The 24,510-nt window shown below is 63.4% G+C and carries 22 protein-coding genes; 11 read left to right on the top strand and 11 right to left on the bottom strand.

The annotated features are described in order from the left end of the window. Positions 1 to 75: 75 nt before the first annotated feature. From AD659_RS11750 to AD659_RS11740, 3 genes are all read right to left on the bottom strand, one after another. Positions 76 to 1,113, bottom strand: coding sequence for an AraC family transcriptional regulator (locus AD659_RS11750; protein WP_053121324.1), 1,038 nt, complete (start codon positions 1,111 to 1,113; stop codon positions 76 to 78). Next, a complete protein-coding gene (locus tag AD659_RS11745; protein ID WP_018610429.1) occupies positions 1,110 to 2,024 on the bottom strand; it encodes a GGDEF domain-containing protein in 915 nt (304 codons plus the stop codon). The genes AD659_RS11750 and AD659_RS11745 overlap by 4 nt, the downstream gene beginning before the upstream one ends. Positions 2,025 to 2,131: 107 nt before the next feature. Next, positions 2,132 to 2,356, bottom strand: a complete 225-nt coding sequence (locus AD659_RS11740) for a hypothetical protein (RefSeq protein WP_053121322.1) — start codon at positions 2,354 to 2,356, stop codon at positions 2,132 to 2,134. A 156-nt stretch (positions 2,357 to 2,512) separates the two neighbouring features. Between AD659_RS11740 and AD659_RS11735 the strand changes: the two genes are divergently transcribed. The 5 genes from AD659_RS11735 to AD659_RS11715 all read left to right on the top strand — a co-directional run bounded on the left by AD659_RS11735 (position 2,513) and on the right by AD659_RS11715 (position 9,172). Next, positions 2,513 to 5,041, top strand: a complete 2,529-nt coding sequence (locus AD659_RS11735; RefSeq protein WP_053121320.1) for a TonB-dependent receptor — start codon at positions 2,513 to 2,515, stop codon at positions 5,039 to 5,041. Positions 5,042 to 5,211: 170 nt separating this feature from the next. Then, entirely contained in the window at positions 5,212 to 7,128 is a 1,917-nt protein-coding gene (locus AD659_RS11730) for a phytase (RefSeq protein ID WP_162277318.1), read from the top strand. Between the two features lie 64 nt (positions 7,129 to 7,192). Next, positions 7,193 to 7,900 carry a protein TolQ gene (gene tolQ / locus AD659_RS11725; protein WP_053121316.1) on the top strand — a complete coding sequence of 236 codons (708 nt, stop codon included), beginning with the start codon at positions 7,193 to 7,195 and terminating at the stop codon, positions 7,898 to 7,900. 13 nt (positions 7,901 to 7,913) lie between these two features. Next, positions 7,914 to 8,360 (top strand): protein TolR, encoded by a 447-nt coding sequence (gene tolR / locus AD659_RS11720; RefSeq protein WP_053121315.1) that lies wholly within the window; start codon positions 7,914 to 7,916, stop codon positions 8,358 to 8,360. After that, positions 8,357 to 9,172 (top strand): energy transducer TonB, encoded by an 816-nt coding sequence (locus AD659_RS11715; RefSeq protein ID WP_053121313.1) that lies wholly within the window; start codon positions 8,357 to 8,359, stop codon positions 9,170 to 9,172. The genes tolR and AD659_RS11715 overlap by 4 nt, the downstream gene beginning before the upstream one ends. Positions 9,173 to 9,331: 159 nt before the next feature. On the opposite strand, the gene AD659_RS11710 is transcribed toward AD659_RS11715, so the two are convergent. From AD659_RS11710 to AD659_RS11690, 5 genes are read right to left on the bottom strand one after another with little or no spacing between them, the layout of a single operon-like run. Next, entirely contained in the window at positions 9,332 to 10,228 is an 897-nt protein-coding gene (locus AD659_RS11710) for a helix-turn-helix domain-containing protein (RefSeq protein WP_053121312.1), read from the bottom strand. A 32-nt stretch (positions 10,229 to 10,260) separates the two neighbouring features. Next, a complete protein-coding gene (locus tag AD659_RS11705; RefSeq protein WP_053121309.1) occupies positions 10,261 to 10,728 on the bottom strand; it encodes a response regulator in 468 nt (155 codons plus the stop codon). Continuing rightward, on the bottom strand, positions 10,725 to 13,037 hold the full coding sequence (locus tag AD659_RS11700) for an ATP-binding protein (protein WP_053121390.1): 2,313 nt from the start codon (positions 13,035 to 13,037) through the stop codon (positions 10,725 to 10,727). The genes AD659_RS11705 and AD659_RS11700 overlap by 4 nt, the downstream gene beginning before the upstream one ends. After that, positions 13,034 to 13,702, bottom strand: coding sequence for a response regulator (locus AD659_RS11695; protein ID WP_053121308.1), 669 nt, complete (start codon positions 13,700 to 13,702; stop codon positions 13,034 to 13,036). Before AD659_RS11695 ends, AD659_RS11700 begins: the two co-directional genes overlap by 4 nt. Next, positions 13,699 to 14,883 carry a sensor histidine kinase gene (locus tag AD659_RS11690; RefSeq protein WP_053121388.1) on the bottom strand — a complete coding sequence of 395 codons (1,185 nt, stop codon included), beginning with the start codon at positions 14,881 to 14,883 and terminating at the stop codon, positions 13,699 to 13,701. The genes AD659_RS11695 and AD659_RS11690 overlap by 4 nt, the downstream gene beginning before the upstream one ends. Before the next feature lie 171 nt (positions 14,884 to 15,054). On the opposite strand from AD659_RS11690, the gene AD659_RS11685 reads away from it, so the two are divergent. The 4 genes from AD659_RS11685 (at position 15,055) to AD659_RS11670 (ending at position 20,025) form a co-directional block, all read left to right on the top strand. Next, entirely contained in the window at positions 15,055 to 15,576 is a 522-nt protein-coding gene (locus AD659_RS11685; protein WP_053121306.1) for an SgcJ/EcaC family oxidoreductase, read from the top strand. A gap of 294 nt (positions 15,577 to 15,870) precedes the next feature. Further along, positions 15,871 to 16,380, top strand: coding sequence for a sigma-70 family RNA polymerase sigma factor (locus AD659_RS11680; RefSeq protein ID WP_053121304.1), 510 nt, complete (start codon positions 15,871 to 15,873; stop codon positions 16,378 to 16,380). Continuing rightward, entirely contained in the window at positions 16,380 to 17,324 is a 945-nt protein-coding gene (locus AD659_RS11675; RefSeq protein ID WP_053121301.1) for a FecR domain-containing protein, read from the top strand. Before AD659_RS11680 ends, AD659_RS11675 begins: the two co-directional genes overlap by 1 nt. 277 nt (positions 17,325 to 17,601) lie before the next feature. Then, a complete protein-coding gene (locus AD659_RS11670) occupies positions 17,602 to 20,025 on the top strand; it encodes a TonB-dependent receptor (RefSeq protein ID WP_053121298.1) in 2,424 nt (807 codons plus the stop codon). Between the two features lie 37 nt (positions 20,026 to 20,062). Here AD659_RS11670 and AD659_RS11665 read toward each other — a convergent pair whose 3' ends face one another. The 3 genes from AD659_RS11665 to AD659_RS11655 all read right to left on the bottom strand — a co-directional run bounded on the left by AD659_RS11665 (position 20,063) and on the right by AD659_RS11655 (position 21,822). Then, a complete protein-coding gene (locus AD659_RS11665) occupies positions 20,063 to 20,464 on the bottom strand; it encodes a hypothetical protein (protein WP_053121296.1) in 402 nt (133 codons plus the stop codon). Positions 20,465 to 20,736: 272 nt separating this feature from the next. Continuing rightward, positions 20,737 to 21,216, bottom strand: coding sequence for a nuclear transport factor 2 family protein (locus AD659_RS11660; protein ID WP_053121294.1), 480 nt, complete (start codon positions 21,214 to 21,216; stop codon positions 20,737 to 20,739). Positions 21,217 to 21,258: 42 nt separating this feature from the next. After that, complete coding sequence (locus AD659_RS11655) at positions 21,259 to 21,822, bottom strand: TetR/AcrR family transcriptional regulator (RefSeq protein WP_053121292.1); 564 nt, start codon at positions 21,820 to 21,822, stop codon at positions 21,259 to 21,261. A gap of 122 nt (positions 21,823 to 21,944) precedes the next feature. On the opposite strand from AD659_RS11655, the gene pssA reads away from it, so the two are divergent. Both pssA and AD659_RS11645 read left to right on the top strand, forming a co-directional pair. After that, positions 21,945 to 23,288: a CDP-diacylglycerol--serine O-phosphatidyltransferase gene (pssA, locus tag AD659_RS11650; protein ID WP_053121290.1), complete on the top strand. Its 1,344-nt coding sequence runs from the start codon at positions 21,945 to 21,947 to the stop codon at positions 23,286 to 23,288. Positions 23,289 to 23,299: 11 nt separating this feature from the next. Beyond that, complete coding sequence (locus tag AD659_RS11645; RefSeq protein WP_053121386.1) at positions 23,300 to 24,316, top strand: AraC family transcriptional regulator; 1,017 nt, start codon at positions 23,300 to 23,302, stop codon at positions 24,314 to 24,316. The last annotated feature ends 194 nt before the right edge of the window (positions 24,317 to 24,510 follow it).

The following is a 24,510-nucleotide window of genomic DNA, read 5'->3' as shown; positions in this document are numbered from 1 at the left end:
TGCGCAACCGAGCGGGAGCAAGCTCCCTCGCCACGACAGTGTCACACCCAAGCATTTCTTGAGCCGCGACAAATCTCACCCCAACATCAACAACTGCCGGATCAGCTTCGGCGTACTGCCGGTCCAGCGCTTGAACGAGCGCCGGAAGTTCGCCGTATCGTTGAAACTCAAGTACTGCGCCACTTCCTCGTTGCTGAACCCCTTGACCTGATACAAATACAACGCCACATGGGTGTGCACCCGGTCGACCTGTTGCTGGAACCCGGTGCGGTGCTTGTGCAGCTTGCGCTTGAGGGTCGCCGGGCTCATGGCGAAGGCCTGGGCGGTCTGTTCCAGGCTCGGCGTCTGTTGCACCTGGGCGTGCAGGTAGTCGTAGAGGCAATCCAGGAAGCTTGAAGCGAAGCCCAGTCGCTCGAGCTGGTCCCGGGCTTCGGTCCGCGCCACCTGGCCGGCGGTGGCCGAGACGTTGGGCCAGGGCTGGGCGAGGCAGTGGCGGGGCAGGCGCATCAGGTCCAGGGGGCGGTCGAACTGGGTGTGTTCACCCAGGTGCACCCAATATTGCTCGACGTAGCGTGGTTCGCTGTGGCGAAAGCTGCACTGCCAAGGCAGGCGTTCGCCGCTGAGCCAGGTACTCATCGCCACCATCGAGGTCATGCTCGCTTCCAACACGAAGCGCCATTGTTCGCCGGCGCCGCAGCTGTCCAACCAATGGACGTAGGCGTAGTGCTCGTCCAGCAACAGACGCGGGGCCGCCAACGGGCTAAGCAACGTCTGCTGGTCGATCAGGGTTTGCAGGGCCTGGTGCAGATTCTGCGCATGGCGCAAGGCATGGCTCGCGGGACCGTAATGCCCCGGCAACAGCCGCTGGCCAAACAGGAAACTGCTGTCGCTGGCGTCCAGCAGGCGCCGGCTGTTGTCGATCAGGCCGAGGAACTGCTGCGGGCTGATGCGGCTCTGCCCGGCGAGGATATCGTCGTGGAACAGCCCGGTGCCGCGCAGGAGGCGATGGCTGTCGATGTCCCGCGACAGCGCCAGGTCGATCAGCGCGGCAGGCTGATAGTGCCCCGGAATGAAGCGGCTGTCGGTTTCGTACCAGCACGTCTTGAGCGTCATGCGCTTTTCGCCAACGTGGTCCGGGACTGGGCCAGCGCCAGGTTCAGGCGTTTGAGCAAGGCCTCGGGGGACTCGTCGAACGCCATCACCACCGCCGTACTGGCGACCAGTTGCAACCGTTCGCTGTGTTGCCGGGTCTTGTGGGCCAGGCTGCGCACCGCAATTTCCAGCTCCAGGGCCAGGCGTCGGGCCTGGCTCTCGCCGGTGTCGGGCAGCAGCACCACGAAGCGATCACCGGCCAGGCGGCACAGCAGGTCCTGGCGGCGCAGGTTCAAGACCAGCAACTGGCTGACCGCCTGCAACACCGCATCGCCTTCGCCGTGGCCGAAGCGCTGGTTGATAGCGGTGAAGTTGTCCAGGTCCAGGGCTAGCAGCGACAAGGGTTGCTGGCGGCGTCGACTGTCTTCCAGGCTGGCGGACAGTTCGTGCTTGAGAAAGTCGGCGCCGCCCAACGGCGTGAGTTTGTCGAACAGACGATGCTCACGGAACAACCGCTCGCGCTTTTCCATTTGCCCGTTGATTGCCAGCTGTTCGCGGTGCCAGTGATAGATACCCAGGGTCAGCAGGATCATGCCCACCGGCATGGGCCCGGATTCGAGCCAGTGATCCCAGGTGATGCTGTCGGGCAGGCGGATGAATTCATCGAGGCTGTCGATCCACCAGGAAAAGAAGATGCAGCCCAGGCCCAGGATCAGGTAGTTGGTGACCCGTCCGGCCGGGCGGCTTTTCAGCACCAGCCCCAGCCAGACCAGCGCCAGCAGCGCCGAACCACCTTCGCCGAGGATGTCCAGCCAGACCCATTCGGCGACGGGTTTGAGTTCGCCGCAGGCCAAGTGCAGGATCAACCCGAGGTTGGCCGCCAGCAGGAGCAGGGCGAGTTTGAGGCGGTGCGGGCGCAGCACGGAGAACATGGCCGGAATCCTTTGCCAGAAGCGGAATGCGGCCCAGCACAGCAGATGGATGTGACAGTGCGGTGACGGCGGGTAATGGGGGTGGGGAGGTCGAATCAGCTCATCGGTCATTCGGATTTTTTTGCGGCAACACCGCCCTGTGGCGAGGGAGCTTGCTCCCGCTCGACTTTGTAGGAGCTGGCGAAGCCTGCGATCTTTTGATTTTTCGCTTGAGATTCAAGTGACTGGGGAAAGATCGCAGCCTCGTTGCACTCGACAGCTCCTACGAACGCACCCCAGCGGGAGCAAGCTCCCTCGCCACGAAGTTTCCGAGCACGGTTCCAGTAGGTCATTTCAGCTCATTCCGGCTCGCGAGCCCCCCTAAATCGGCCGATTGCAGCCCCTCCAGCCAAACCCTGTCACAGAACCGTCATTCCCCACCCCTAGCGTGCCCTCCCAGTTGCCGGGCCATTGCCTGGCGGATTTGCGGATTCCTGGGGAGGACCACCATGTACCACCGCACAAGCACTGCCGGGCTCGTCGGTTTCACCTTTACCGCGTTGGCCATGGCCATTGCCAGTGAGCGACTGAGCGCCGCCGAGCAAGCGTCCGGCGCCACTGAACACGTTGAAGTGGTCGGCCAGGCGGCGAGTATCGATCAGGCCCTCAAGGAGCAGCGTAGCGCCGACAGCATCAAGAGCGTGGTGCATGCCGACGGCGTGGCGCAGTTGCCGGATGAAAACGTCGCCGAAGCGGTGCAGCGCCTGCCCGGTGTCAGCGTCGAGCGTGACCAGGGCGAAGGCCGGTTTGTCAGCGTGCGCGGCCTGGGACCGGACCTCAACAGCGTGACCATCAACGGCACCCTGGTGCCGGCCCCGGAAAGCGAGCGTCGCGCCGTCGCCCTGGATGTGTTGCCTTCGGAACTGGTGCAATCGTTGTCGGTGATCAAGACCCTGACGCCGGACATGGACGCGAACTCCCTGGGCGGTACGGTGGATGTCAAAAGCCTCTCGGCCTTCGATCACAAGGGCCTGTTCTATACCGGCAGCAGCGAAGCCAGCTATGACAAGAACACCCGCCAGACCAGCCCTAAATTTTCCGGCGCCATCAGCAACCGTTTCAGCCTCGGCGACGGCATCGACAACTTCGGCGTGGCCGCGGCACTGAGCTGGCAGAAGCGTGACTTCGGTTCGGACAACGTCGAAACCGGCGGCGCCTGGGATTTCGAGCAGGGCTCACGCCTTGAAGAGTTCGAACAGCGCGACTACGACATCCGCCGGGAGCGGGCCGGTGGCGGCTTGAACTTCGACTACAAGCCCGATGATGTCAGCAGCTATTACCTGCGCACGCTCTACAGCCGCTACAAGGACAGCGAAACCCGCAACGCCGCCAGCCTCGCCTTCGAAGACCCACAGGCCGTCGGCGAACTGGGCGACGCCGAGGGCGAGCGCAAACTCAAACAACGGGAAGAAACCCAGGAAATCCAATCCTACGTGCTCGGCGGCGAGCGGATGTTCGGTCTGTGGACCCTGAGTGGTCAGGGCGGCTACAGCCAATCCAGCGAAGACAGCCCCGGCCACATCGCCGGTGCCACCTTCGCAGGCATCGATGGCTTCGACGGCGGCTTCTACGGCAACGACAAACCTCGGCCGATCATCGGCTCGGGGTTCTACGATCCGGCCAACTTCAGCCTCGACAAGGTGGACTGGGAAGAACAGAAGACCACTGACACCGAGAAAAACCTTCGCCTCGATCTGGCCCGGGATTACGACCTCAGTGGTTATGCCTCCCAGGTCAAGTTCGGAGGCAAAGTCAGCCGACGCGAAAAGGACAACGACTTGGACGCCTGGGTCTACGGGGATTTCGATGATTTGGGTTTCACCGACGAGCAGCTGAACCTCGGGCAGTTCCAGAAAGGCAACGTCGACTACCGTCTCGGCCGCTTCGGCCCGGGCATCAGCGCCGATGCCATCAAGCAGTTGTTGGGCGGCCTCAATCGCGATGATTTTTTTGACGAGCAAGAGTCGCGCGTCAACGACTTCAAGATGAGCGAGGACATCAACGCCGGGTACTTGATGAACACCATCGACATCGATGACTGGCGCTTCATCGCCGGCATGCGCTACGAAGGCACCGAGTTCGAAGCCAAGGGCACCGGTGCCACCGACGGGGTATTTACCGGTACCGAGACTCGCCGCAAGTACCATCACTGGTTGCCGGGCCTGCACGCGCGCTATCAACTGGACAAGAACACCCAGGTGCGTGCGGCCTGGACCAAATCCGTGGTGCGTCCGACCTTCGGGCAATTGGCGCCAGGCTTTGTCATCGACGATGACGAGGCCACCTTCGGCAACCCTGACCTCAAGCCGCTGGAGTCGAGCAACCTGGACCTGGGCATCGAGCACTTCATGGGCCACGCCGGCACGGTTTCGGCCTTCGTGTTCTACAAGGACATCCAGAACTTCGTCTACAACACTGACCTGGCCGGCACCGGCGCCTGGACCAATTTCGCCGAAGCCCACAGCTACGCCAACGGCGACAGCGCCAAGCTGTATGGCCTGGAATTGGCCTACTCGCAGAAGTTCGACTGGCTGCCGGCGCCCTGGAACGGGCTGCTGTTGGGCGCCAACACCACCTTCAGCCGTTCGGACGCCGAGATCGAGGGCTTCGACCAGGCCAGTGGTACCCAGCGCAAGCGCAGCATCGATCTTCCGAACCAGTCGGACACGGTCGGCAACCTGATGCTGGGTTGGGAAAACGACAAGCTGAGCCTGCGGCTGTCGGCCAACTACAAGTCCGCATACCTGTTCGAGCTGGCGTCCATCAGCGACCGCGACCATGACCTGCACGTCGACGCCCAGACCTTCGTCGACTTCAGCGCGCGTTATTCCCTGACCAAGAACCTGCAAGTCAGCCTCGAGGCGCAGAACCTCACCGACGAGTCGTATTTCGTCTACACCGGCCACCGCTCCTACAACGGCCAGTACGAAGAGTACGGCCCGACGTACAAGCTGGGGCTGACGTTTACCCATTTCTGATCAGCGATGCCAATCCCTGTGGCGAGGGAGCTTGCTCCCGCTTGGGTGCGTAGCACCCACAACAGAGGTCTGCTACGCAGCCCAGCGGGAGCAAGCTCCCTCGCCACAGAAATAATGGACCTGCGATTTGTGAGTTCGGCCCAATGACAAGGATTTTCCCGTTGAACACGATGTTGTCTTTACCCAAGTGCGGCCTGCTGGCGATGCTGATCAGCCTGGCATCGGCCGCTGCCCTGGCGGCTTCTCCGACGCCCAAGCTGAAGCTGCAACCTTGGTCTCATCCCCAGCAACTGTCGTTCAACGCTCTGGGGTTTCTTCCAGGTGCTGCAACCACCGAACGACTGGCCAGTGCCCGGGAGGGCTTGTTTTTGCTCGATGAGCAGGGTCGCGAATTGACGCGCCTGGAAGGCGCTTTCGACGGCCTCGACAGCCGTGCCCTGGGCGCCAACGTACTGGTCGCCAGCCTCGACAACACGCGGCAGCAAGCCACGCTGGTCAGCCTTGATCCAAAAAAACGCCAGTGGGGCAAGCCACTGTACCTGCCCCCGCGGGACTTCCCGGTAAACGGCCTGTGCCTGTACCGCGACGAGGCGAGCAACCTGTTTGTGTTCCTGGTGGGTGAAGAAGGCAAGGGTGAGCAATGGCTGGTCGGCGCGGGCGAGCACCTGAGTGCGGCTGCCCAACGAGTACGTGGCTTGCCGCTGCCACCCGATGCGAAGACTTGCCAGGTGCAGGACGACAGTCAGCAATTGTTCGTCAACGAAGAGCGGGTCGGCTGGTGGGCCTACCCCGCATCCTCCGAGGCCGAGACTGTTCGGGTGCCCGTGGCGATGCACGCACCATTCGGCGACATCCAGCACACGGCCGGCGCCCTGGCAACGGTGTCCGGCGGCGTGCTGGGCCTCGACCCGAAGGCCGCGCAGTTGCACCTGTATCAGCCGGACGGCGAAACCTGGACACCACGCGCCAAGCTATCGCTGCCGGGCCTGAAGGAGCCGGAAAGCCTTGCGACACGCCGGACGAAAACCGGCATCGAAGTGTTGCTGCGCGACGATGACGACGGACGCCTGTACCAGGGTGAACTCGACTGGCAACCCAGCCCCGTGCCATTGGCGCCGGTCCTGCCGAGTGTCGCCGCCATCGCCCAGAGCGAGCCGGTGGCCCGTCAGGGCGACGCCGCGGATGACCCGGCGATCTGGGTGCATCCGACCACGCCCGGGTTGAGCCGGGTGCTGGGCACCAACAAGAAGCAAGGCCTGCTGGCCTACGACCTGCAAGGCAAGTTGCTGCAGGAGCTGCCGGTCGGACGCCTGAACAACGTCGATGTGCGGGCGAATTTCAAGCTGGGCACGCAGACCGTCGATCTGGCAGTGGCCAGCAACCGTGATCGCAACAGCTTGAGCCTGTTCAGCATCGACCGCGCCAATGGCGAATTGCGCGAAGCGGGGGAGATTGCGACGTCCTTGCAGGAAATCTACGGCATCTGCCTGTTCCAGCCGGCCGACGGTGAACTGTATGCCTTCGCCAACGGCAAGGATGGGCGCTTCGAGCAGTACCGCCTCAGCGCGCCGGGCGGCGTAGTGCAAGGCCAGTTAGTGCGCCAGTTCAGCGTCGCCAGCCAGCCCGAAGGTTGTGTGGCCGATGAGCAGCGCCAGCGTTTGTTCCTGGGTGAGGAAGACGTGGGCGTCTGGGCAGTGGATGCCCGGGCCGACCAGCCGGCGACCTTGAGCGCTGTGATCAAGGTCGGTCCGCCGCTGCACGCTGACGTCGAAGGCATGGCGCTGTATCAGGCCAAGGGCCGCGACTATCTGGTGATCTCCAGCCAGGGCAACGACAGCTACCTGGTGCTCGACGCCGAGCCGCCCTTTGCCGTGCGCGGTGGCTTCCGGGTCGGCCTGAACGCGACCGCGGGCATTGATGGCGCCTCGGAAACCGATGGCCTGGAGGTGACCTCGGTGAACCTCGGCGGGCCGTGGAGCCAAGGCATGCTGGTGGTCCAGGATGGTCGCAAGCGCATGCCCGAGCAGACCCAGAACTTCAAGTTCGTGCCTTGGGCCGACGTGGCGAAAGCGCTCCATCTGCCTTGAGCGTCGCTGTCATCAACCGGTCACGAACATTTCATCGAATAACCGCCAGACAGGAGTTTCAACCATGCAAGCCACTTTGGAACACATGACGATCTGGGGCCTGATCAGCGACGCGAGTCTATTGGTCAAGGCGGTCATGCTCACCTTGCTGCTGGCCTCGCTATTGAGCTGGTACCTGATCATCCAGCGCAGCGCCGTGTTGCAACGCAACGAGCGTCAGCTAAACGGTTTCATGCAGCGCTTTCGCAGCAGCCAAGACCTGTTGCCCCTTTATCGGGAACACGCGCAAGTGCGTGAAGAGGAAGGCGGTGTCACACCGATTTTCCAGGCCGGCCTGCTGGCGTTCACTCAGCTCAACCAAACTTCCAGCACGCCGGAGGTGGTACTTGAGGGCGTCGAGCGTTCGCTGCAGGTGGCGATCAGCGAACAGGAAATCCAGTTGGAGAAAGGTTTGCAGTTTCTCGCCACCGTCGGCTCGGTCAGCCCTTACATCGGTTTGTTCGGCACGGTATGGGGGATCATGAATGCGTTCCTCGGCCTGTCCCAGGTGCAGCAGGCCAGTCTTTCGACGGTAGCGCCGGGCATTGCCGAAGCGTTGATCGCCACGGCCATCGGCTTGTTCGCGGCGATCCCGGCGGTGATTGCCTATAACCGTTTCGCGGCCCGTGGCCAGACCTTGCTGACTCGTTACTACGCGTTTGGCAATGAACTGCAGGCGCGTCTGCATCGCAAGCTGCACGGTGCCCCGGTGACCCTGGCCACGGCCGCTTGAAAGGAGAGGGCAGATGCTCGTCAAGCCACAACGCAAGCACGGCCCCAAGGCCGAAATGAACGTGGTGCCCTACATCGACGTGATGTTGGTGCTGCTGGTGATTTTCATGGTCACCGCGCCGATGCTGACCCAGGGTGTGAAGATCGAACTGCCCAAGGTCGCGAGCGAAGCGCTGGCCACCGACAGTCGCCAGCAAATCCTCACTCTGTCGGTCAAGGCCGAGGGCGGTTACTACTGGAACCTGGGCGCTGAACTGGACACCCGGCACCAGACCGACAGCGCCGTGGATCTGGAACAGATGCGCGCCAAGGTGGCGCAGGTGGTGGCCGAGCGCAGCGATACCCAGGTGTACATCCGAGCCGACGATCACGCCGATTACGGTCGGGTCGTCGCGGCCATGGCTGCGTTGCAGCAGGGCGGCGTGACCAACCTGGGGCTGGTGACCGAGGCACCGCAATGACGGCGATGATCATGCACAGTCCTTCCTTGAGTGCGCCTGCGTTGGGTCGCAGCTTCTGGAAAAACAGCCTGGCGGCGGGGCTCGCCGTGGCCCTGCACGTGGGTGTGGTGGCGTTGTTGGTGCTGGGGTGGAGCGTGGAGAAGCCAGTCGCCGAGGCGCCGCGGGAGCTACGCACGCAACTGGTGATGCTGCCGGCGGCACCGGTGCCCGAAGCGCCTGCTCCGACGGCTGTCATCCCGGTTGCACCACCAGCGGTCGAGCCCGCCTCGCCGCCCAGGGAAGCGCCGCGTCCCGCGCCCACCAAGCCGGTCGTGGACCCGCGCGTCCAGGCGCAGAAACTGGAACAGGCGGCCCTGGCCCGCAAACGGGTCGAGGAGCAAAAGCGTGAGCAACAGGCCCAGCAGCAGCGCGAACGCCAGGAAAGCGAACGACGCCTGCAAGCCGCCGAGCAGCAGGCCGCCGAACAACAGCGCCAGGCCAGGCAGGCGCAAGCACTCGCCGAGCAACGCCACGCCGAGCAGGCGCGCCAGGCCGCTGCCGACAGCCGTAGCTACCAACCGCTGAGCAAGCAAGCCCCGGATTATCCGCAACGCGCCTTGGACAAGGGGCTGGAAGGCGATTGCACGGTGGAATACAGCGTGACGCCGGACGGGCGGATCGATAACCCCAAGGTCATCGACGGTTGCCACCCCTTGTTCATTCGACCGTCCCTGGCTGCCGCCCAGACGTTTCGTTATCAGCCACGGGTCGTCGATGGCAAAGCGGTGACGGTGCCGGCGGTGCGCAATACGTTTCACTACCGGATCAAGTAAGCGCCGTATCACGACATTGGCCAAGAACCCCATTGTGGCGAGGGAGCTTGCTCCCGCTGGACCGGGCTGGCGCTCCAGCGCGCAGCGGTCCCAAAAATCTTGCGGTCGCTGCGCAACCGAGCGGGAGCAAGCTCCCTCGCCACACGGGATATGTTGTCCTTACTTGCGGTAATGACTCGGCGCCACGCCCACTTCACGGCGGAAGATCTGGGAAAAGTGACTGGCGCTGCCATACCCGACTTCCAGGCCGATATCGATGACGCTGCGCTCGGTTTCCATCAACAGTTTCCGGGCCCGGGCCATTCTCAGTTGGATGAAGTATTGCGAGGGTGAGCGCCCGGTGGCGCGCTTGAATTGGCGACTGAAGTGGTATTCGCTCAGGTCGATGGCCTGGGCCAGGTCAGCGAGGCAGAAGGGTTCGGCCAAGTGTTGTTCCATCAGGCCGATGACGCGCTTGAGCTTGAAGGCGGGCAGCGCGTTGCGTCTGGACATGTCCTCGGCCCCGGCATCCACATAATGCCGCGCCAGGTGCACCGCCACGCATTGCCCCACACCCTGGATCAGCAAGGCGCTGGTGCCGCCGCGTCGGGTCAACTCTGCCCGGATCTGTTCGAGCAAGGCCGAAAGCACGTCGTCCCGCCCACCCGAGACCTCCCGCAGCTGAATCGCACCGCTACCGCCGGCTTCGGCAATGGCGCGTTCCAGCAACGCCAGGCCCAAGTACACATGCATGACCACGAACGGCTCAGGGCTGGTCACTTGCCAGCGCATCTCATAAGGATCAGGGGAGGTGGTCAGGAAAAAATCCGCACGGCGCACCGTATTCGCTTCCCACTCGCCGTGGGCGGCGCGTTCCTCGACAATGGCTTCCCCCGACAGCACCCAGACGAGCAACGGCTCGGCCACCGCCGGCACGACGATGTGGGCTTCGTTGCGCTCGCGGACAAAGATCTCCATCAGGATCTCCTTGCTCGATACGCCGTCAGAGGTGGCCAGGCGTTCGCCGCGGATGTGCGCTTGCAGGCCGTTTGCCGATGTTCGTTCGGTGACTTCCATGGGTCGATGACCTCGATGAATCGGCCGCCAGGCTAGGCCGGGTCGACGGCGGGACGGTGCTGGCGCAACAGTTCGATCTGCTGGGACGGGATCAACTCGCGCAACGCCTTATAGAGCGCACGGGTTTCCAGCAGGTTCCAGATGCGCAGCATGGTTTCCAGCGCATCCAGGGGTTTGCTGATGAAATCCCGGGCACCGAGGGCCAGGGCCCGCAGGCGCGTGTCTCGGGTCGCGTCGGCGGTCAGCACGAGGATCGGCAGGTAGTCGTTGGCCGGGATGCGTCGGTTCAGTTGCTCCAGCACGGCAAAGCCGTCGAACGCCGGCATGTGCAGGTCGAGGATGACCAGGTCCGGCTCGAAGCTGTTGAACAGGTCCAGCGTGCGCAAAGGCTCGGTGCTGCTCAGGACGTTGTGCAACCCTTCGCGGGCCAGCAGTTGTTCCATCAGGTCCAGGTTGGGGCGCTGATCGTCGACGATCAGAATGCGCAAATCGCGATTCATGCGGGCTCCGGTAGATAGTGCTCGAGGTGGCCGAGGAAGGCCTGGATATGGATAGGTTTGGTCAGGATCGCCGTGGCCCCGGCGTCGCGCAGGGCACGATGGGTCAAGTCGCTGGCATCGGCGGTGATCATCAGCACCGGCGTGGCTGCGGTGGCCGGGGACTGGCGCAGGCGCCGCAAGACTTCCAGGCCTTCCAGGTCCGGCAGGGTGACGTCCAGCAGGATCAGTTGCGGGCTGTGCTGGCGGGCGAGGTCCAGGCCCATCTGGCCTTGCATGCTCGACAACAACTGGATGCCGGGCCGGCGCTGCATCAGGGTTTCGATCAGTGCGAGGCTCGACAGGTTGTCTTCGATGCAGAGGATCTTGCCGTGATAGTCCACGGGGGCACGCGTCACGGCCAGGGCGGCGATGGGCGGCAAGTGCGTGCCGACCACCTGGGTGCCAGGCAATTGCAGGGTGAAACAGCAACCCTGTCCAGGTTCGCTGTGCACTTGCAGGTTGCCCTGCATCATCTCCAACAGGTTTTTGCTCAAGGACAAGCCAAGGCCGGTGCCTTCGACCTGCGGATCGGCGCCCAGGCGTTCGAAAGGCTTGAACAGTTGGCCCAGTTGTTCCGGGGCGATGCCGTGGCCGGTATCGTGGACAGCGATGCTCACCTGATGGGCCTGGACGCTCACTTCGATGCGCACCTCACCGCCGGGCCGGTTGTACTTGATGGCGTTGGACAACAGGTTGAGCAACACCTGCACCAGCCGCTGGCGGTCGGCAAGTACACCGCTGTCGTCGGGCAGTGCCGGCAGGTCGACCAAGTGGATCCCGGCGTCGGCGGCCATGGGGGAAACCAGCGTCAAGGCTTCGTGCAGCACGCTCGCCAGGGCGATCGGCTCGATGTTCAGCGGCAGGCGCCCGGCCTCGATCCGGGCGATGTCCAGCACCTCGTTGATCAATGCCAGCAAGTGCTGGCCGGCCCGCAGGATGTGACTGACCTGGGGGCGTTGGCCGGCGGGGGAGTCCATGTCCAGCAATTGAGCGAAACCGAGGATGGCGTTCAAGGGCGTGCGCAGTTCGTGGCTCATGCGCGACAGGAATTCGCTCTTGGCCCGGCTCGCGCTTTCCGCTTCCTCGCGGGCGGTGCGCAGGGCGATTTCAGCGGCGCGTCGGTCGGTGATGTCGCGGGTGATCTTGGAAAACCCGCGCAAGGCACCCGTGCCATCGTATTGAGCAGTGATGACCACGCTGGCCCAGAAGCGGCTGCCGTCCTTGCGGCAACGCCAGCCTTCCTCCATGTAATGGCCGTCGCGGGTGGCTTCGCGCAGGGCCATGTCCGGGTGTGCGGGGCATTCCTCGGGCAGGTAGAACAGGGAGAAGTGCTGGCCGAGGATTTCCTGCTCGGTGTAGCCCTTGATCCGTTGTGCGCCGGCGTTCCAGGTGGTGACGTAGCCCTGGGCATCCAGGGCGAAGATCCCGTAGTCCTTCACCCCGTCGATGATCAGCCGCAAGCGCTCTTCGTTATCGCGCAGGGCCCGCTCGCGTTCGGCGAGCAACTGCCCGGCCTCCACCAGGCGTGTGCCGAGCTGGCCGATTTCGTCCTGCTCCGGCGGTTGTGGCAACAACGGCTGGCCCAAGGCCAGGCGCTGGGCGTTGCCTTGCACCTGCTGGACTCGGGCGACAATGCCCTTGGACAGGAACAGCACCGCGACAATAGCCCCGAGCAACCCGCACACTGCCGCCAGCAATGTGGCGAACAACAGGCGCATGCGTGTGGCCGAGGCGGCGGCGCTGCGCTCGGCGAGCAAGCCATCCTCGCGTATGCGCATGGCACTGATCTGCTCGCGCAGCACGTCCAGCACCTGCTTGTTTTCGATCAGGATCGCAGTGATGGCCTCGGGGTCGTCACGCTTGCCGTTGCGCAAGGCGAGCAAACCGTCGAGCTTGTCGGCGATCAGCGGGGTGATGGTCTTGAGGTGCTCGCGCATCCTGGCGTCGCGAATATTGTGGTCCAGGCGCTGCAACGCAGCCTGGATCAGCGGTGTCGCCTGTTCGTAGCTGGGCAGGAAATCTTCGCGCCGGGTCAGCAGGTAACCGCGCACGCTGGCCGCGGCCTCGGCCAGCAAGGTATGGACCGTCTGGATGTCACCTTGGACGAGCAGTACCCGGCGCACATCCTCTTCGGCCCGTGCGGTCTGGCGTTCGGTGATATAGATCAGCACCAGCGACAGCAGCAGCACCACCAAGGGCAGGGAAATCACCACCAGGGCCTTGCCTCGCAATGGCAGGTCGGCCCAGCGGCGGGCGGCGAGAAACCTCATGGCCATTGCCCGCCGGGTTGCGCCACCAGGCCCAGGGCCACACCGCGCACGGCGGCCTGGGTCCGGTCGGCGGCGCCCAGCTTGCCGATGACGCGCTCGACGTGGGCCTTGGCCGTGCCGGGCGCAATGCCCAGCTTCTCGCCGATTTCACGATTGCTGAAACCGCCGGCCACCAACCCCAATACCTGGCGCTCGCGGGCGGTCAGGGCCTGGACTTGGCTGGCGCCACTCGCACTGCGTTCGGCCATGCGACGCAACAGGCGCGCACTGACCGAACTGTTCAGCGCCTCGTCGCCCTGGGCGACCCGCTTGAGCGCGTCGAGCATTTCATTGCGGCTGGCATCCTTGAGCAGATAGCCGACCGCGCCCGCACTGATGGCGGCTTCGAGGTGATCGGGGCTGTCGTCCATGGTGAAGATCACCACTTTGATCCCGGGCTGGCGCTGCTGCAGGATCCGCGCCGCGCCAAGCCCATTGAGGACCGGCATGCGGATGTCGAGGATGGCGATGTCCGGTTGTAGCCGCTCGCACAGGTCGAGGGCCTCCTGGCCGTCCCGGGCTTCGCCGACGACTTCAAATCCCGGGTTGCCGGCGAGCATGCTGATAAATCCGGTGCGAGTGACTTCGTGGTCATCGGCCAGCAGCAGGCGTAATGGGCGATTCATGGCTGTACTCCGGGGGCCGGTAGCGGCACGCTGGCTAGCAGGCGGGTGCCACCGCCGGGTTGGCTGCAACAGGCCAGGTGGCCGCCCAGCAGGTTGGCGCGCTCCTGCATGGCGGCCAGTCCCAGGTGACAACTGCCGTTGGTCTCGATGGGTTGTTCCAGGGCAAAGCCACGCCCATCGTCTTCCACCCGCAGGCTGGCGTGGCCATCTTCCACCGCCAGCCCCAGGCCGACGTGGCGGGCCTGGGCGTGCTTGAGAATGTTGTTGATGCCTTCCTGGGCAATGCGAAACAGGGCGATCTCGGTGTGGCCCGGCAGGCGCGCGCTGCTGTGTTCGGCCCAGCTTACGCTCAAGCCCGCGTCACGCAGGCGATCGGCTTCCTTGTCGACGGCTTTGTACAGGCCGAAATCATCCAGCACATGAGGGCGCAGGCCGCCGATCAGTTGCCGACCCTCGCCGACGCAGCCTTGGGCCAGGTCGAGGATGGCCTGCAACTCGCTCGCCAATGCAGGCGGCAGCGACGGGCAGCGACCGGCGAAACCCTGCAAGCGCTGATGCAGCCCGGCGAGGTTTTGCGCCAGGCCATCGTGCAGGTCGTAGGCCACGCGCTTGCGTTCGTCTTCCTGGGCGCTGAACAAGCGGTGGACCAGCTCGGACATGGTCCGCTCCCGGGCCTGTAGCGCTTCGAGCAGGCGGCTGTTCTCCAGGTGCGCCGCCAACAGCGTCGCCAGCAATTGCAGCGACTCGATGTCTTCGTTGTCTGGCGCGCCGAGAGCGACGCTGTTGCCCAGCAGCAACGCCCCGAACGCCGCGCCATCGGAGCTGCGCAGCGGTATGCGAAGGACCTGGGGCAGGGCGCTGCCGGGTGATTCCAGCCAATTCGGGCCAAGCGTCTGCGGCTGGGCCAGGTTGGCGAGGAAGTCGACGCGTTCCGCGCTGCCGTGGCTGGCGAGGGTGCGCAACGTGTTGTCCGGCGCCCACTCCAGCAGCAGGCCATGGTCCATCGCCATGAACGCGCACGCCCGTTGCAGCGCTCGCTGACGCATGGCCGGCAGTGGCAATTGCGTCAGTTCATGGCCGGTGCCCAGCAGCAGTCCCAGGCGCGCGGCACGGCTTTGCGACTGGCGATACTGGCTGCGGATGGCCAGGGCACTGCCGGGGTCATGGGGTGGGCTTTGCATGGGGAGCTCCAGCGTGAATAAGATCGGACGGTTCGCGGTGACGTCATTAGAGCGTGTCACCGGCACCGGGCCTATCTGCCGAATGGCATAGGCGATTGGCACCGGTTGGCCGATGGCGAAGGTTGGGAAGGCCGGCAAAGTGGGCTCATTGAAACCCAAAGGTGCCTTCCGATGAAAATGAAAACCTGTGCCATCGCAGCTTTTTTCCTGCTGAGCGCGCCGCTCGTCCAGGCTGTCGAGGCCACACCCTACGTGTATCGCACCGTGGCCGAGCAGCCCAAGAACGTGAATGACCGGGAAATCGCCGCACTGTTCGACCGCTGGAACGCCGCGCTGCAAACCGGTAGCGCCACCGCCGTGACCGGTCTCTACGCCCCGGATGCGATTTTGCAACCGACCGTTTCCAACAAGGTGCGCAACACGCCGGCGCTGATCCAGGATTACTTCGAGCACTTCCTGGCGGCCAAGCCGGTCGGGCAAATCAACTACCGGGAAATCCGCCACCTGGGGCCTGACGCGGCGATGGACAGTGGTGTCTATACCTTCACCCTGACCCAGGCTGACGGTTCCAAGCGCGAGGTCCAGGCGCGCTACACCTTCCTCTATGAGCGCCTCGATGGCCAGTGGAAGATCATCAACCACCACTCTTCGGCCATGCCGGAAGTGCCGAAGACGTTGCATGCCAGTCACTGACGGCACCGCTTGCAAAAGACCTAATGTGGGAGCGAGCTTGCTCGCGATGGCGGTGTGACAGACCGCAGAGATATTGACTGGAAGGGCCTCATCGCGAGCAAGCTCGGCTCCCACAAAAGCTCCCACAGGTAGGTGTCTCTGACTTCACCTGTGGCGAGGGAGCTTGCTCCCGCTGGGCTGCGTAGCGGCCCCCAGCAATCTCTTTTTAGACCTACTCTGCACAAACAACTTGGATTCATGCGCGAACATTAATTAGAATCAGTCTCATTTAAGACCTTGCGCAGGCTTCTGGACATGTGTGATGCAGTTACGCCGACGGAGCAATCCCTCCATGCGTTGTACCGTGACCACGGCAGTTGGCTGGAAGGCTGGTTGCGACGGCGCATGGGCAATGCCTGGGATGCGGCGGACCTGCGCCAGGATACCTTCCTGCGGGTGCTTTCCAGCGCCCAGCCATTGGCTGACCTGCAAGAGCCCCGTGCTTACCTGTTGACCGTCGGCAAGCGCCTGCTGAGCAATTTCTACACCCGGCGCAATCTGGAGCAGGCGTACCTCGACGCTTTGGCGCACCTGCCTGAAGCTTGCGCACCGTCTCCGGAACAGCGTTGGCTGCTGCTGGAAACCCTGCAAGCCCTGGACGAACTGCTGGATGGCCTGCCGCCTCTGGTGCGGCGGGCTTTTCTCTGGAGTCAGCTCGAAGGCCTGGGCTATCGCGAGATCGCCGAGCGTTTGCAAGTCTCCGAGCGCACCGTGAAACGCTACATGGCCCAGGCCTACGAGCATTGCCTGTTGGTGGATTTCTGATGTCTTCGACGCCATCAGCCGAGGCCCGTGAAGCGGCACGGGCAGCTGCCCGCTGGTTGACCTTGATGGAGTTCGATGGCGACGCGTTCGACTCGGCGGCCCTGCAACGCTGGCGCGACAGCAGTGCTCACCACGAGGCGGCCTGGCAGAAGGCGCAACGATTGCGCCAGCGCTTTGCCGGGGTGCCAGCCTCCCTGGGCATGGCCACCCTGGACCGTCCGGTGCTGGCCCGGCGCGCGGTGCTCAAGCGCGCATTGGGCGTTGCTGCATTGGTCCCGGCTGCCTGGCTGCTGGGGCGGGAGCTGCCGCTGGAGGTCTGGCGCGCTGACCTGCACACCGCCACGGGCGAGCAACGGCGCTGGACGCTGGTCGATGGCAGCGCGTTGCAATTGAACACCGACAGCGCCGTCGACCTTGACCTCAAGGCGCGGCGCCTGGTGTTGGTGCGCGGTGAGATGGCTATCAAGCTCGCCGGGCGCACGCCGCTGTCCGTTCAGTCTCCCTATGGGCTCATCACCATCAATCGTGGTGAAGTCTGTCTGCACTTGGGCAAGGACGATTGCCGGGTGTCGGTGGTTAGCGGTTCGGCGCAATTGCAACCGCTGCGCGGGCCATCGCTGAGTTTGGAAGAGGGCCAGCAGGTCAACGTCCAGGCCTCAGGCGCGGGGCCGGTGCGGGCGTTCGACGTGGCCCAGCTGGGTTGGCGTGATGGGGTGCTGGTTGCGCAGGACCAGCCGCTGGGGCATTTCCTACGGGAACTGAACCGCTACCGCCCCGGCGTGCTGCGCTGGGATGAAAGCCTGGAGCCGCTGCGGATCACCGGCAGCTTCCGCCTGGACAACACTGATCGAATCCTCACGCTGCTTGCGGCCAGCCTGCCTTTGGACGTGCACATGCGCACTCGTTACTGGGTCACGTTGACGCTTCGTAAAAATCTGGCCTGAGGCCGGTACGCAATAAAGACGAGTAGTCATACCCCTGTGGCGAGGGAGCTTGCTCCCGCTGGGTTGCGCAGCAACCCCAAACCAGCCCCCGTGGTGTGTCAGGTTGACGCTATTCGCTTCATTTTGGGGGCGCTTCGCACCCCAGCGGGAGCAAGCTCCCTCGCCACAGATGGGGGTGGCTTTGCACGTTTCGCCAGGAATCGAGCCTGAGCCCTGTCCCCTTTTTTTGTCTCGCTTGTCATTCAAGGCAACTGAACAAAAACGAGAGCGCTTTCCAATGTCCGCAGTTGTACCTTTGCGTTTGCGCCCGGCCTTCGCCGGCTGGCGTCCGCTGCTGAACCTGAGTCTCATGCTGAGCCTGGGGGCCAGCCCTTTCTTCATCTCATCGAGCCTGGCCGAAGAAGCCACCCGGCGCAGTTATCAGGTGCCGGCCGGCAGCCTCAGTGCGGCGTTGACCCGGTTTGCCGGGTTGGCGGGGGTCAACTTGTCCGTGGATCCGGCCTTGGTGAGCGGGCGCAACAGCACAGGGCTCTCGGGGGAGTTTGGGGTGGAAGAGGGGTTTGTCCGGCTGCTGCGCGGCTCCGGCCTGCAATTGCAGCCAGTGGGGGAGCAGGCCTACATCCTGATGCCAGCGCCGGACGGCAGCAGCCTGCAACTGGCACCCACCTCGATTCTTGGCGCCACGGCGTCGACGGACAGCCCGGTGTATGCCGGCGGTCAGGTGGCACGGCGTGGTTCCCAAGGCTTGCTGGGCTCGCGGGATTTCATGGAAACCCCGTTCAGCATGACCACCTACACCAGCACGACGGTCAAGAACCAGCAAGCGCGCACCCTGGGCGACCTGATCGCCAGCGACCCTTCGGTCCGCGCCACCAACCCGGCGGGCGGACGTTATGAGCAGTTCACCATTCGTGGGTTCAGCCTGTTCAACAGCGATGTCGCCTACAACGGCCTCTACGGCATCCTGCCGACCTACACCATCGACATGGAGATGGCTGAACGCGTCGATATCCTCAAGGGCCCGAGCCAGCTCATCAACGGTATCTCGCCGCGAGGCAGCGTGGGCGGCGGGATCAATGTGGTGCCCAAGCGCGCCACCGACAAGCCCATCACCTCGTTCACCGGCAGCTATGCCTCCAATAACCAGATGGGCGGGGCGGTGGATGTCGGTCGGCGCTTTGGTGAAGAAAACAAGTTCGGTATTCGCTTCAATGGTGTGAAGCAGGCGGGCGACACCGAATGGGATCACCAGAGCGTGGACCGCGAGATGGCGGTGCTGGGCCTGGATTTTCGCGGTGAGCGCTTGCGGCTCTCGACGGATATCGGCCACACCGAGCGCAACACCGACGCCCCCCAGGAGCGTGTGCAGGTCGGCGCCAACGCGCAGGTTCCTCACGCCAGCGATGTGCGCGACAACTATGCCCAGCCTTGGAGCAAGGCGCGTACCCAGGATACCTTCGGTACCGTGAACGCTGAGTTCGATCTCAGCGACTCCGTCATGCTGTATGGCGGTGTCGGCGCGCGTAAAAGCGACCATGACTTCCTTCGGCACAACGTTTCGGTGACCAACGACGCGGGTGACTTCACCGTCCAGCCCCGTGACTTTACCCGGGAGGAAAATGTCCGCACGGCCACGGCCGGGGTGCGCAACTGGTTCCATACCGGTCCGGTGAGCCATGAGGTCAACCTGGCGGCCAGCTATTTCTATATGGATTTCGAGAATGGCGGCGCCCGTTACGCCAACGGCCGCAGCAACCTGTATGACCCGGTGCCGACCCCGACGCCAAGCAACCCGACGCGGCAGGACGACAAGGTCTACACCGAGAACCGCTTCAGCGGCGTGGCGTTGTCCGACACCCTGGGGCTGTTCGAGGATCGCTTGCTGCTGACCCTCGGCGCCCGCTGGCAGCGGGTGAAGGTTGATGACTGGACGAATAACGTCAAGGGCGACACCGCCTACGATGAGGAAAAGGTTTCGCCGTCGGGCGGCATCCTGTTCAAGGCGACTGACAAGCTGTCGCTGTATGCCAACTACATGGAAGGCCTGAGCCAGGGCAAGATCGCGCCGTCGACGTCGGTGAACGAGGATGAGATTTTCCCGCCGTTCATCAGCCGTCAGGTCGAGGTGGGCGCCAAGTATGATGCCGGCCCGTTCGCTGTCACCGCCGCGGTATTCCGGATCAAGCAACCGGCCTACGCGACCGACGCCACGACCCGTGTATTCGGCCCGAACGGCCAGCGCGAAAACACCGGCGTGGAGTTGAGTGTGTTCGGCGAACCGCTGAAGGGCACCCGCTTGCTCGGCGGTGTGATGCTCATCGACAGCGAACTGACCCACACCACCAATGGCACCTTCGATGGCAACCGAGCACCGGCCACACCGAAGTACAACGTAAACCTCGGTGCCGAATGGGACGTGCCGACCGTTCAGGGCCTGACATTGACCAGCCGTGGCATCTACTCCAGCTCACAGTACCTGGATCAGTCCAACACCAAGGAAATCGACGCCTGGACGCGTTTCGACGTGGGTGCTCGCTACGGCTTCAAGATCGACGAGAAGAACATCACCCTGCGGGCCAACATCGAAAACGTGGCCGACAAGCGCTACTGGAGTTCGGCGGGCGCGTCGGATGACAGCGAGCCAGGCTTGACGCTATCGACCCCGCGCACCTACCTGCTGTCCGCGACGGTGGATTTCTAGGCCGAGGTGCCGCTCCAGGGAAGGAGCTGCCCGGGTTTCAGGTATCGCGAAACAGGTCGTGGGCATCCAGCAGTCGCCAGGCGATCTCCGGGCGTTTTTCAAGCCCTCGGCGGATGGCGGCGGGGATGGACTGGCGAATCTTTCGGCACAGGCCGGGCTGGTCCTGGAATTCGATGGCGATGCCGCGCATGGTCCGCACTTCGTTGTAGCCAGGCTCGACGCTCAGGCCGATCCCCAGGTTTTCATACAGGCGTTGTTGCAGGCGCTGGAGTTCGTCGAGGCTCTGGATGTTCTCCAGGCGCTCAAGCAGGCGTTTTTCTTCCTGGCGGTTCAGGCACAGGATACGCAGGTCGCTGCCAGGCGCTTGCAGCAAGGCATCACGCCCGCAATCGCAGACGCCGGGCGGGCAGGGGGGGCGGATCGGGATCGACGCAGTCATGGGCTCCACAAAGTCTGCTGCACAACGAAACAGCGAGCTTATCGCCGGCCCAGGCAATGTGATGCCTGGCGGCATGTGGGTCAAGCCTGTTGGAGGGGCCGCTGGTCTGGCGCTGCTGTGGGGGGCAGCTTGCATCTCTGTTGGATTTACCATCGCCATCGCGAGCAGGCTCGCTCCCACAATGGGTCTGTGGTGAACACAAGACTCCTGAACACCCAAGATCCCCTGTGGGAGCGAGCCTGCTCGCGATAGCGGTGGTTCAGCCGAAAGCGTTACAACCCCAACTCAGACAACCCCGGATGATCGTCAGGCCGACGGCCGAGCGGCCAGCGGAATTTGCGCTCGCTTTCCTTGATCGGCATGTCGTTGATGCAGGCGTAGCGGTTATACATCAGGCCTTGCTCGTCGAACTCCCAGTTTTCATTGCCGTAGGAGCGGAACCAGTTGCCCGAGTCGTCGTGCCATTCGTAGGCGTAGCGCACGGCGATGCGGTTATCGGTAAAGGCCCAGAGCTCCTTGATCAGCCGGTAATCCAATTCCTTGGCCCACTTGCGAGTCAGGAATGCCTTGGCTTCTTCGCGGTTATGGGCGAATTCCGCGCGATTCCGCCATTGAGTGTCCAGCGTGTAGGCCAGGGATACTTTTTGCGGGTCGCGAGCGTTCCAGCCGTCTTCGGCCAGGCGAACTTTATCGATCGCCGATTCACGGGTGAACGGCGGCAACGGCGGACGAACTTCAGAAGAGGCAGACATGGCGAATCTCCAATGAGTTGATGAAGGGCTCAGGTTCAACGGTCAGGCATGTAGCAATATCTTCAGCATGTCCTGGGCGTGGTCGGCCGCGCTGTGGTCGCCCATGACCAGCGCCACGGTAATGGCGCCGTCGATCAGAATCAGCAGCTGGCGGGCCAGGGCGTCCGGGTCTTCGACACCTTGTTCGACGCACAGCCGGGTCACGTAATCGAGCAGCTTCTGTTTGTGCATCTTCGCCACCTGGCGGACCGGATCCTGTGGGTCGCCGGTTTCGCCGCTGGTGTTGATGAAGGCACAGCCGCGAAAACCTTCGCTGTCGAACCAGCCCTTGAGTACGGTGAACAGGTTGAACAGCCGCTCAGTCGGTGACGACGCCTTATCCACTTCGCTGCTGAACCAGTGCATCCAGCGCTCGTCCCGCCGCTTGAGGGCGGCCACGATCAGGTCGTCCTTGTTGGTGAAGTAGCGATAGACACTTTTCCTGGAGACGCCGGCGGTTTTCACCAAAAGGTCCATGCCGGTGGCGGCGATGCCACTTCTATAGATCAACTTTTCGGTGACATCGAGGATGATGTCTCGTGTTTCATTACCAGTGATTTCGTTCATGGGGATGAAAGTAGAATGACCGTTCTCCTTGGTCAAGTCTTTTTTTCTTGACGACGGGAAGACCCAAGCCCATCCATGGTGTAAGCTCATCCGTTCTTCGGAATCGACCTTTTGCGAGCCCTATGCCGTCGCTCTTCAAACGCTCCCTGCTGCCTAAGCTGCGCAGCTTTGCACTGACCGCCGATGCGGTGACCATCCTCGATGGCGCTGCCCAATTTCGCCGTTGCCTGCTGGAGAAAATCGCCCAGGCCACCCAGCGCATCTACATCGTCGCCCTGTACCTGCAACAGGACGAGGCCGGCCAGGAAATCCTCGATGCCTTGCATGCCGCCAAAGCGGCGCGTCCGGAACTGGACGTGGTCGTGGTGGTGGATTGGCTGCGGGCCCAGCGTGGGCTGATCGGCGCCAAGAAGCAGCCGGGCAACTCGGCGTGGTATCAGGAGCAGACCCGCAGTCATGCCAGCGAAGTGCCGATCTACGGCGTGCCGGTGCAGACCCGCGAGTTGTTCGGCGTGCTGCATTTGAAAGGTTTCGTGATTGACGATTGTGTGCTCTACAGCGGCGCCAGCCTGAATAACGTCTATCTGCACAAGTTCGACAAGTATCGCTACGACCGTTATCACCTGTTGCAAAACGCGGCACTGGCCGATTCGATGCATCACCTGGTGCAGCATGGCCTGGTCACGTCCAGGGCCGTGCATCGCCTGGACCTGCCGAACCTGCCCAGCACCCGCAGTTTGCGCAAGGACATCGGTGACCTGCGCAGTCGCTTGAAGTACGCGACCTATGACACCAGCGCCGGCAGCCTCGACAAGAGTGGCCTGTCAGTGAGCCCATTGCTGGGCGTGGGCAAGAACAATCCGCTGAGCCGAGTGATCGGTGAACTGATCGCCAGCAGCCGCCAGCAACTGACCATCTGCACCCCGTATTTCAACCTGCCCCTGGCCGTGACCCGGGAGCTCAACCGCGCGCTGGCCCGCGGGGTCAAGATCGACATCATCGTCGGCGACAAGACCGCCAACGACTTCTACATCCCGCCAAGCGAGCCGTTCAAGATCATCGCGGCGCTGCCATACCTCTACGAAATCAGCCTGCGCCGCTTCGCCAAGCGGCATCAGCGCGCGATCGACAGCGGTCAGTTGAACCTGCACCTGTGGCGTGACGGGGACAACACCTATCACCTCAAGGGCATGTGGGTCGACGAGCGCTACACCTTGTTGACCGGCAACAACCTCAATCCGCGGGCCTTTCGCCTGGACCTGGAAAACGCGCTGCTGCTGGACGATCCCAAGGGCGAGCTGCTGGCGCCGCGCCAGGCCGAGCTCGAACAGATCTACCGCCACACCCACCGGATCGAGCGTTACCTGGACCTGGAAACCCTGCCGGATTACCCCGACGCAGTGGCCAGGTTCCTGAAACGGGTCAGCCGGGTGCGGATCGAACGGCTGCTTTACCGGATCCTGTGAACACCCGCGCCATGTCGGAAAAAGACACCATCTCCATCCAGCTGGTGCGTGAGGCGTTGCTGCAAAGCTGCGCGCCTGGGGCGGCTACCGATGAGGTCCTCAGCAAGGTCGGCATAGCCCCGGCATGGCTCGACGATCCCCTGGCGCGGGTCCCGGCCCATGCCTACGCGCGGCTCTGGCGTTTACTCGCCCGGCGTCTGGATGACGAGTTTTTCGGCATGGACCCGCGCAAGCTCAAGTCCGGCAGCCTGGCGTTTCTCTGCCAGTGCGCCATGGCCCAGCCCACGTTGGCGAGCGGCCTGACGGCAGGGCTGGGGTTTCTGTCGCTGATGCTCGAACACCTGCCGGCCCAGTGGGTCCGCCAGCAAAGCCTGGCGGAGATCGTGCTGCTGGAAGATGACCAGGCGCCGCGCCGGGCCTTTACCTATTTCACCTACTGGATGATCGTCCATGGCGTGGCCTGCTGGCTGGCCGGGCGACGGATTCCCATTCTGTCCGTCGAACTGCGCTGCCCAGCGCCGGATTTCTGCGACGACTATCGGGTGATGTTCTCCCAGAACCTGCGTTTTGACCGGCCCCGTACGCGGATGATTTTTTCCGCCGAATGCCTCGACCTGCCCATCCGGCGCAACGCCGATGAGCTCAAGCGCTTTCTGGCCCAGGCCCCGGCCAACATCCTGGTCAAATACCGCAACCCGCAAAGCCTGGCCAGCCGTATTCGGCACGACCTACGGCAGCTGCCCGCCGACCAGTGGCCGGAAACCGAGGCCCTGGCCCAGCAGTTGTGCGTGTCCGCCTCGACCCTGCGTCGACGCCTGGCGGAAGAGGGCCAGACTTACCAAGGCCTCAAGGACAGCGTGCGCAAGGACCTGGCGATCACCTGGCTGGCCGAGCCTTCCATCAGCTTCGTCGAAATCGCCTCGCGCCTGGGCTTTGCCGATGCCAGCTCCTTCTACAAGGCGTTTCGCAAGTGGTCCGGGTCCAACCCGGGGCATTATCGCAGCCTGATTCTCAACGACCCTGACTGATCACGCTGAGTCCGCCACCGAAAACCCCTGTGGGAGCGAGCTTGCTCGCGATAGAGCCATTCCAGGCGACACATTCCCCCCAGACCATGGCCAAACCAGTCAAGCAACTTGATGGCTTTGACCATTGCCGCCACCGCCCTTCGGCGCGAGTATTTGCCTGCTCTTCACGGTTCCCCCACCCAATAAAAAGTACA

Source organism: Pseudomonas thivervalensis, from assembly GCF_001269655.1.
GTDB lineage: Bacteria > Pseudomonadota > Gammaproteobacteria > Pseudomonadales > Pseudomonadaceae > Aquipseudomonas > Aquipseudomonas thivervalensis.
The sequence above is the reverse complement of the archived record's forward strand: the minus strand, read 5'-3'. Positions and strand labels throughout refer to the sequence as shown.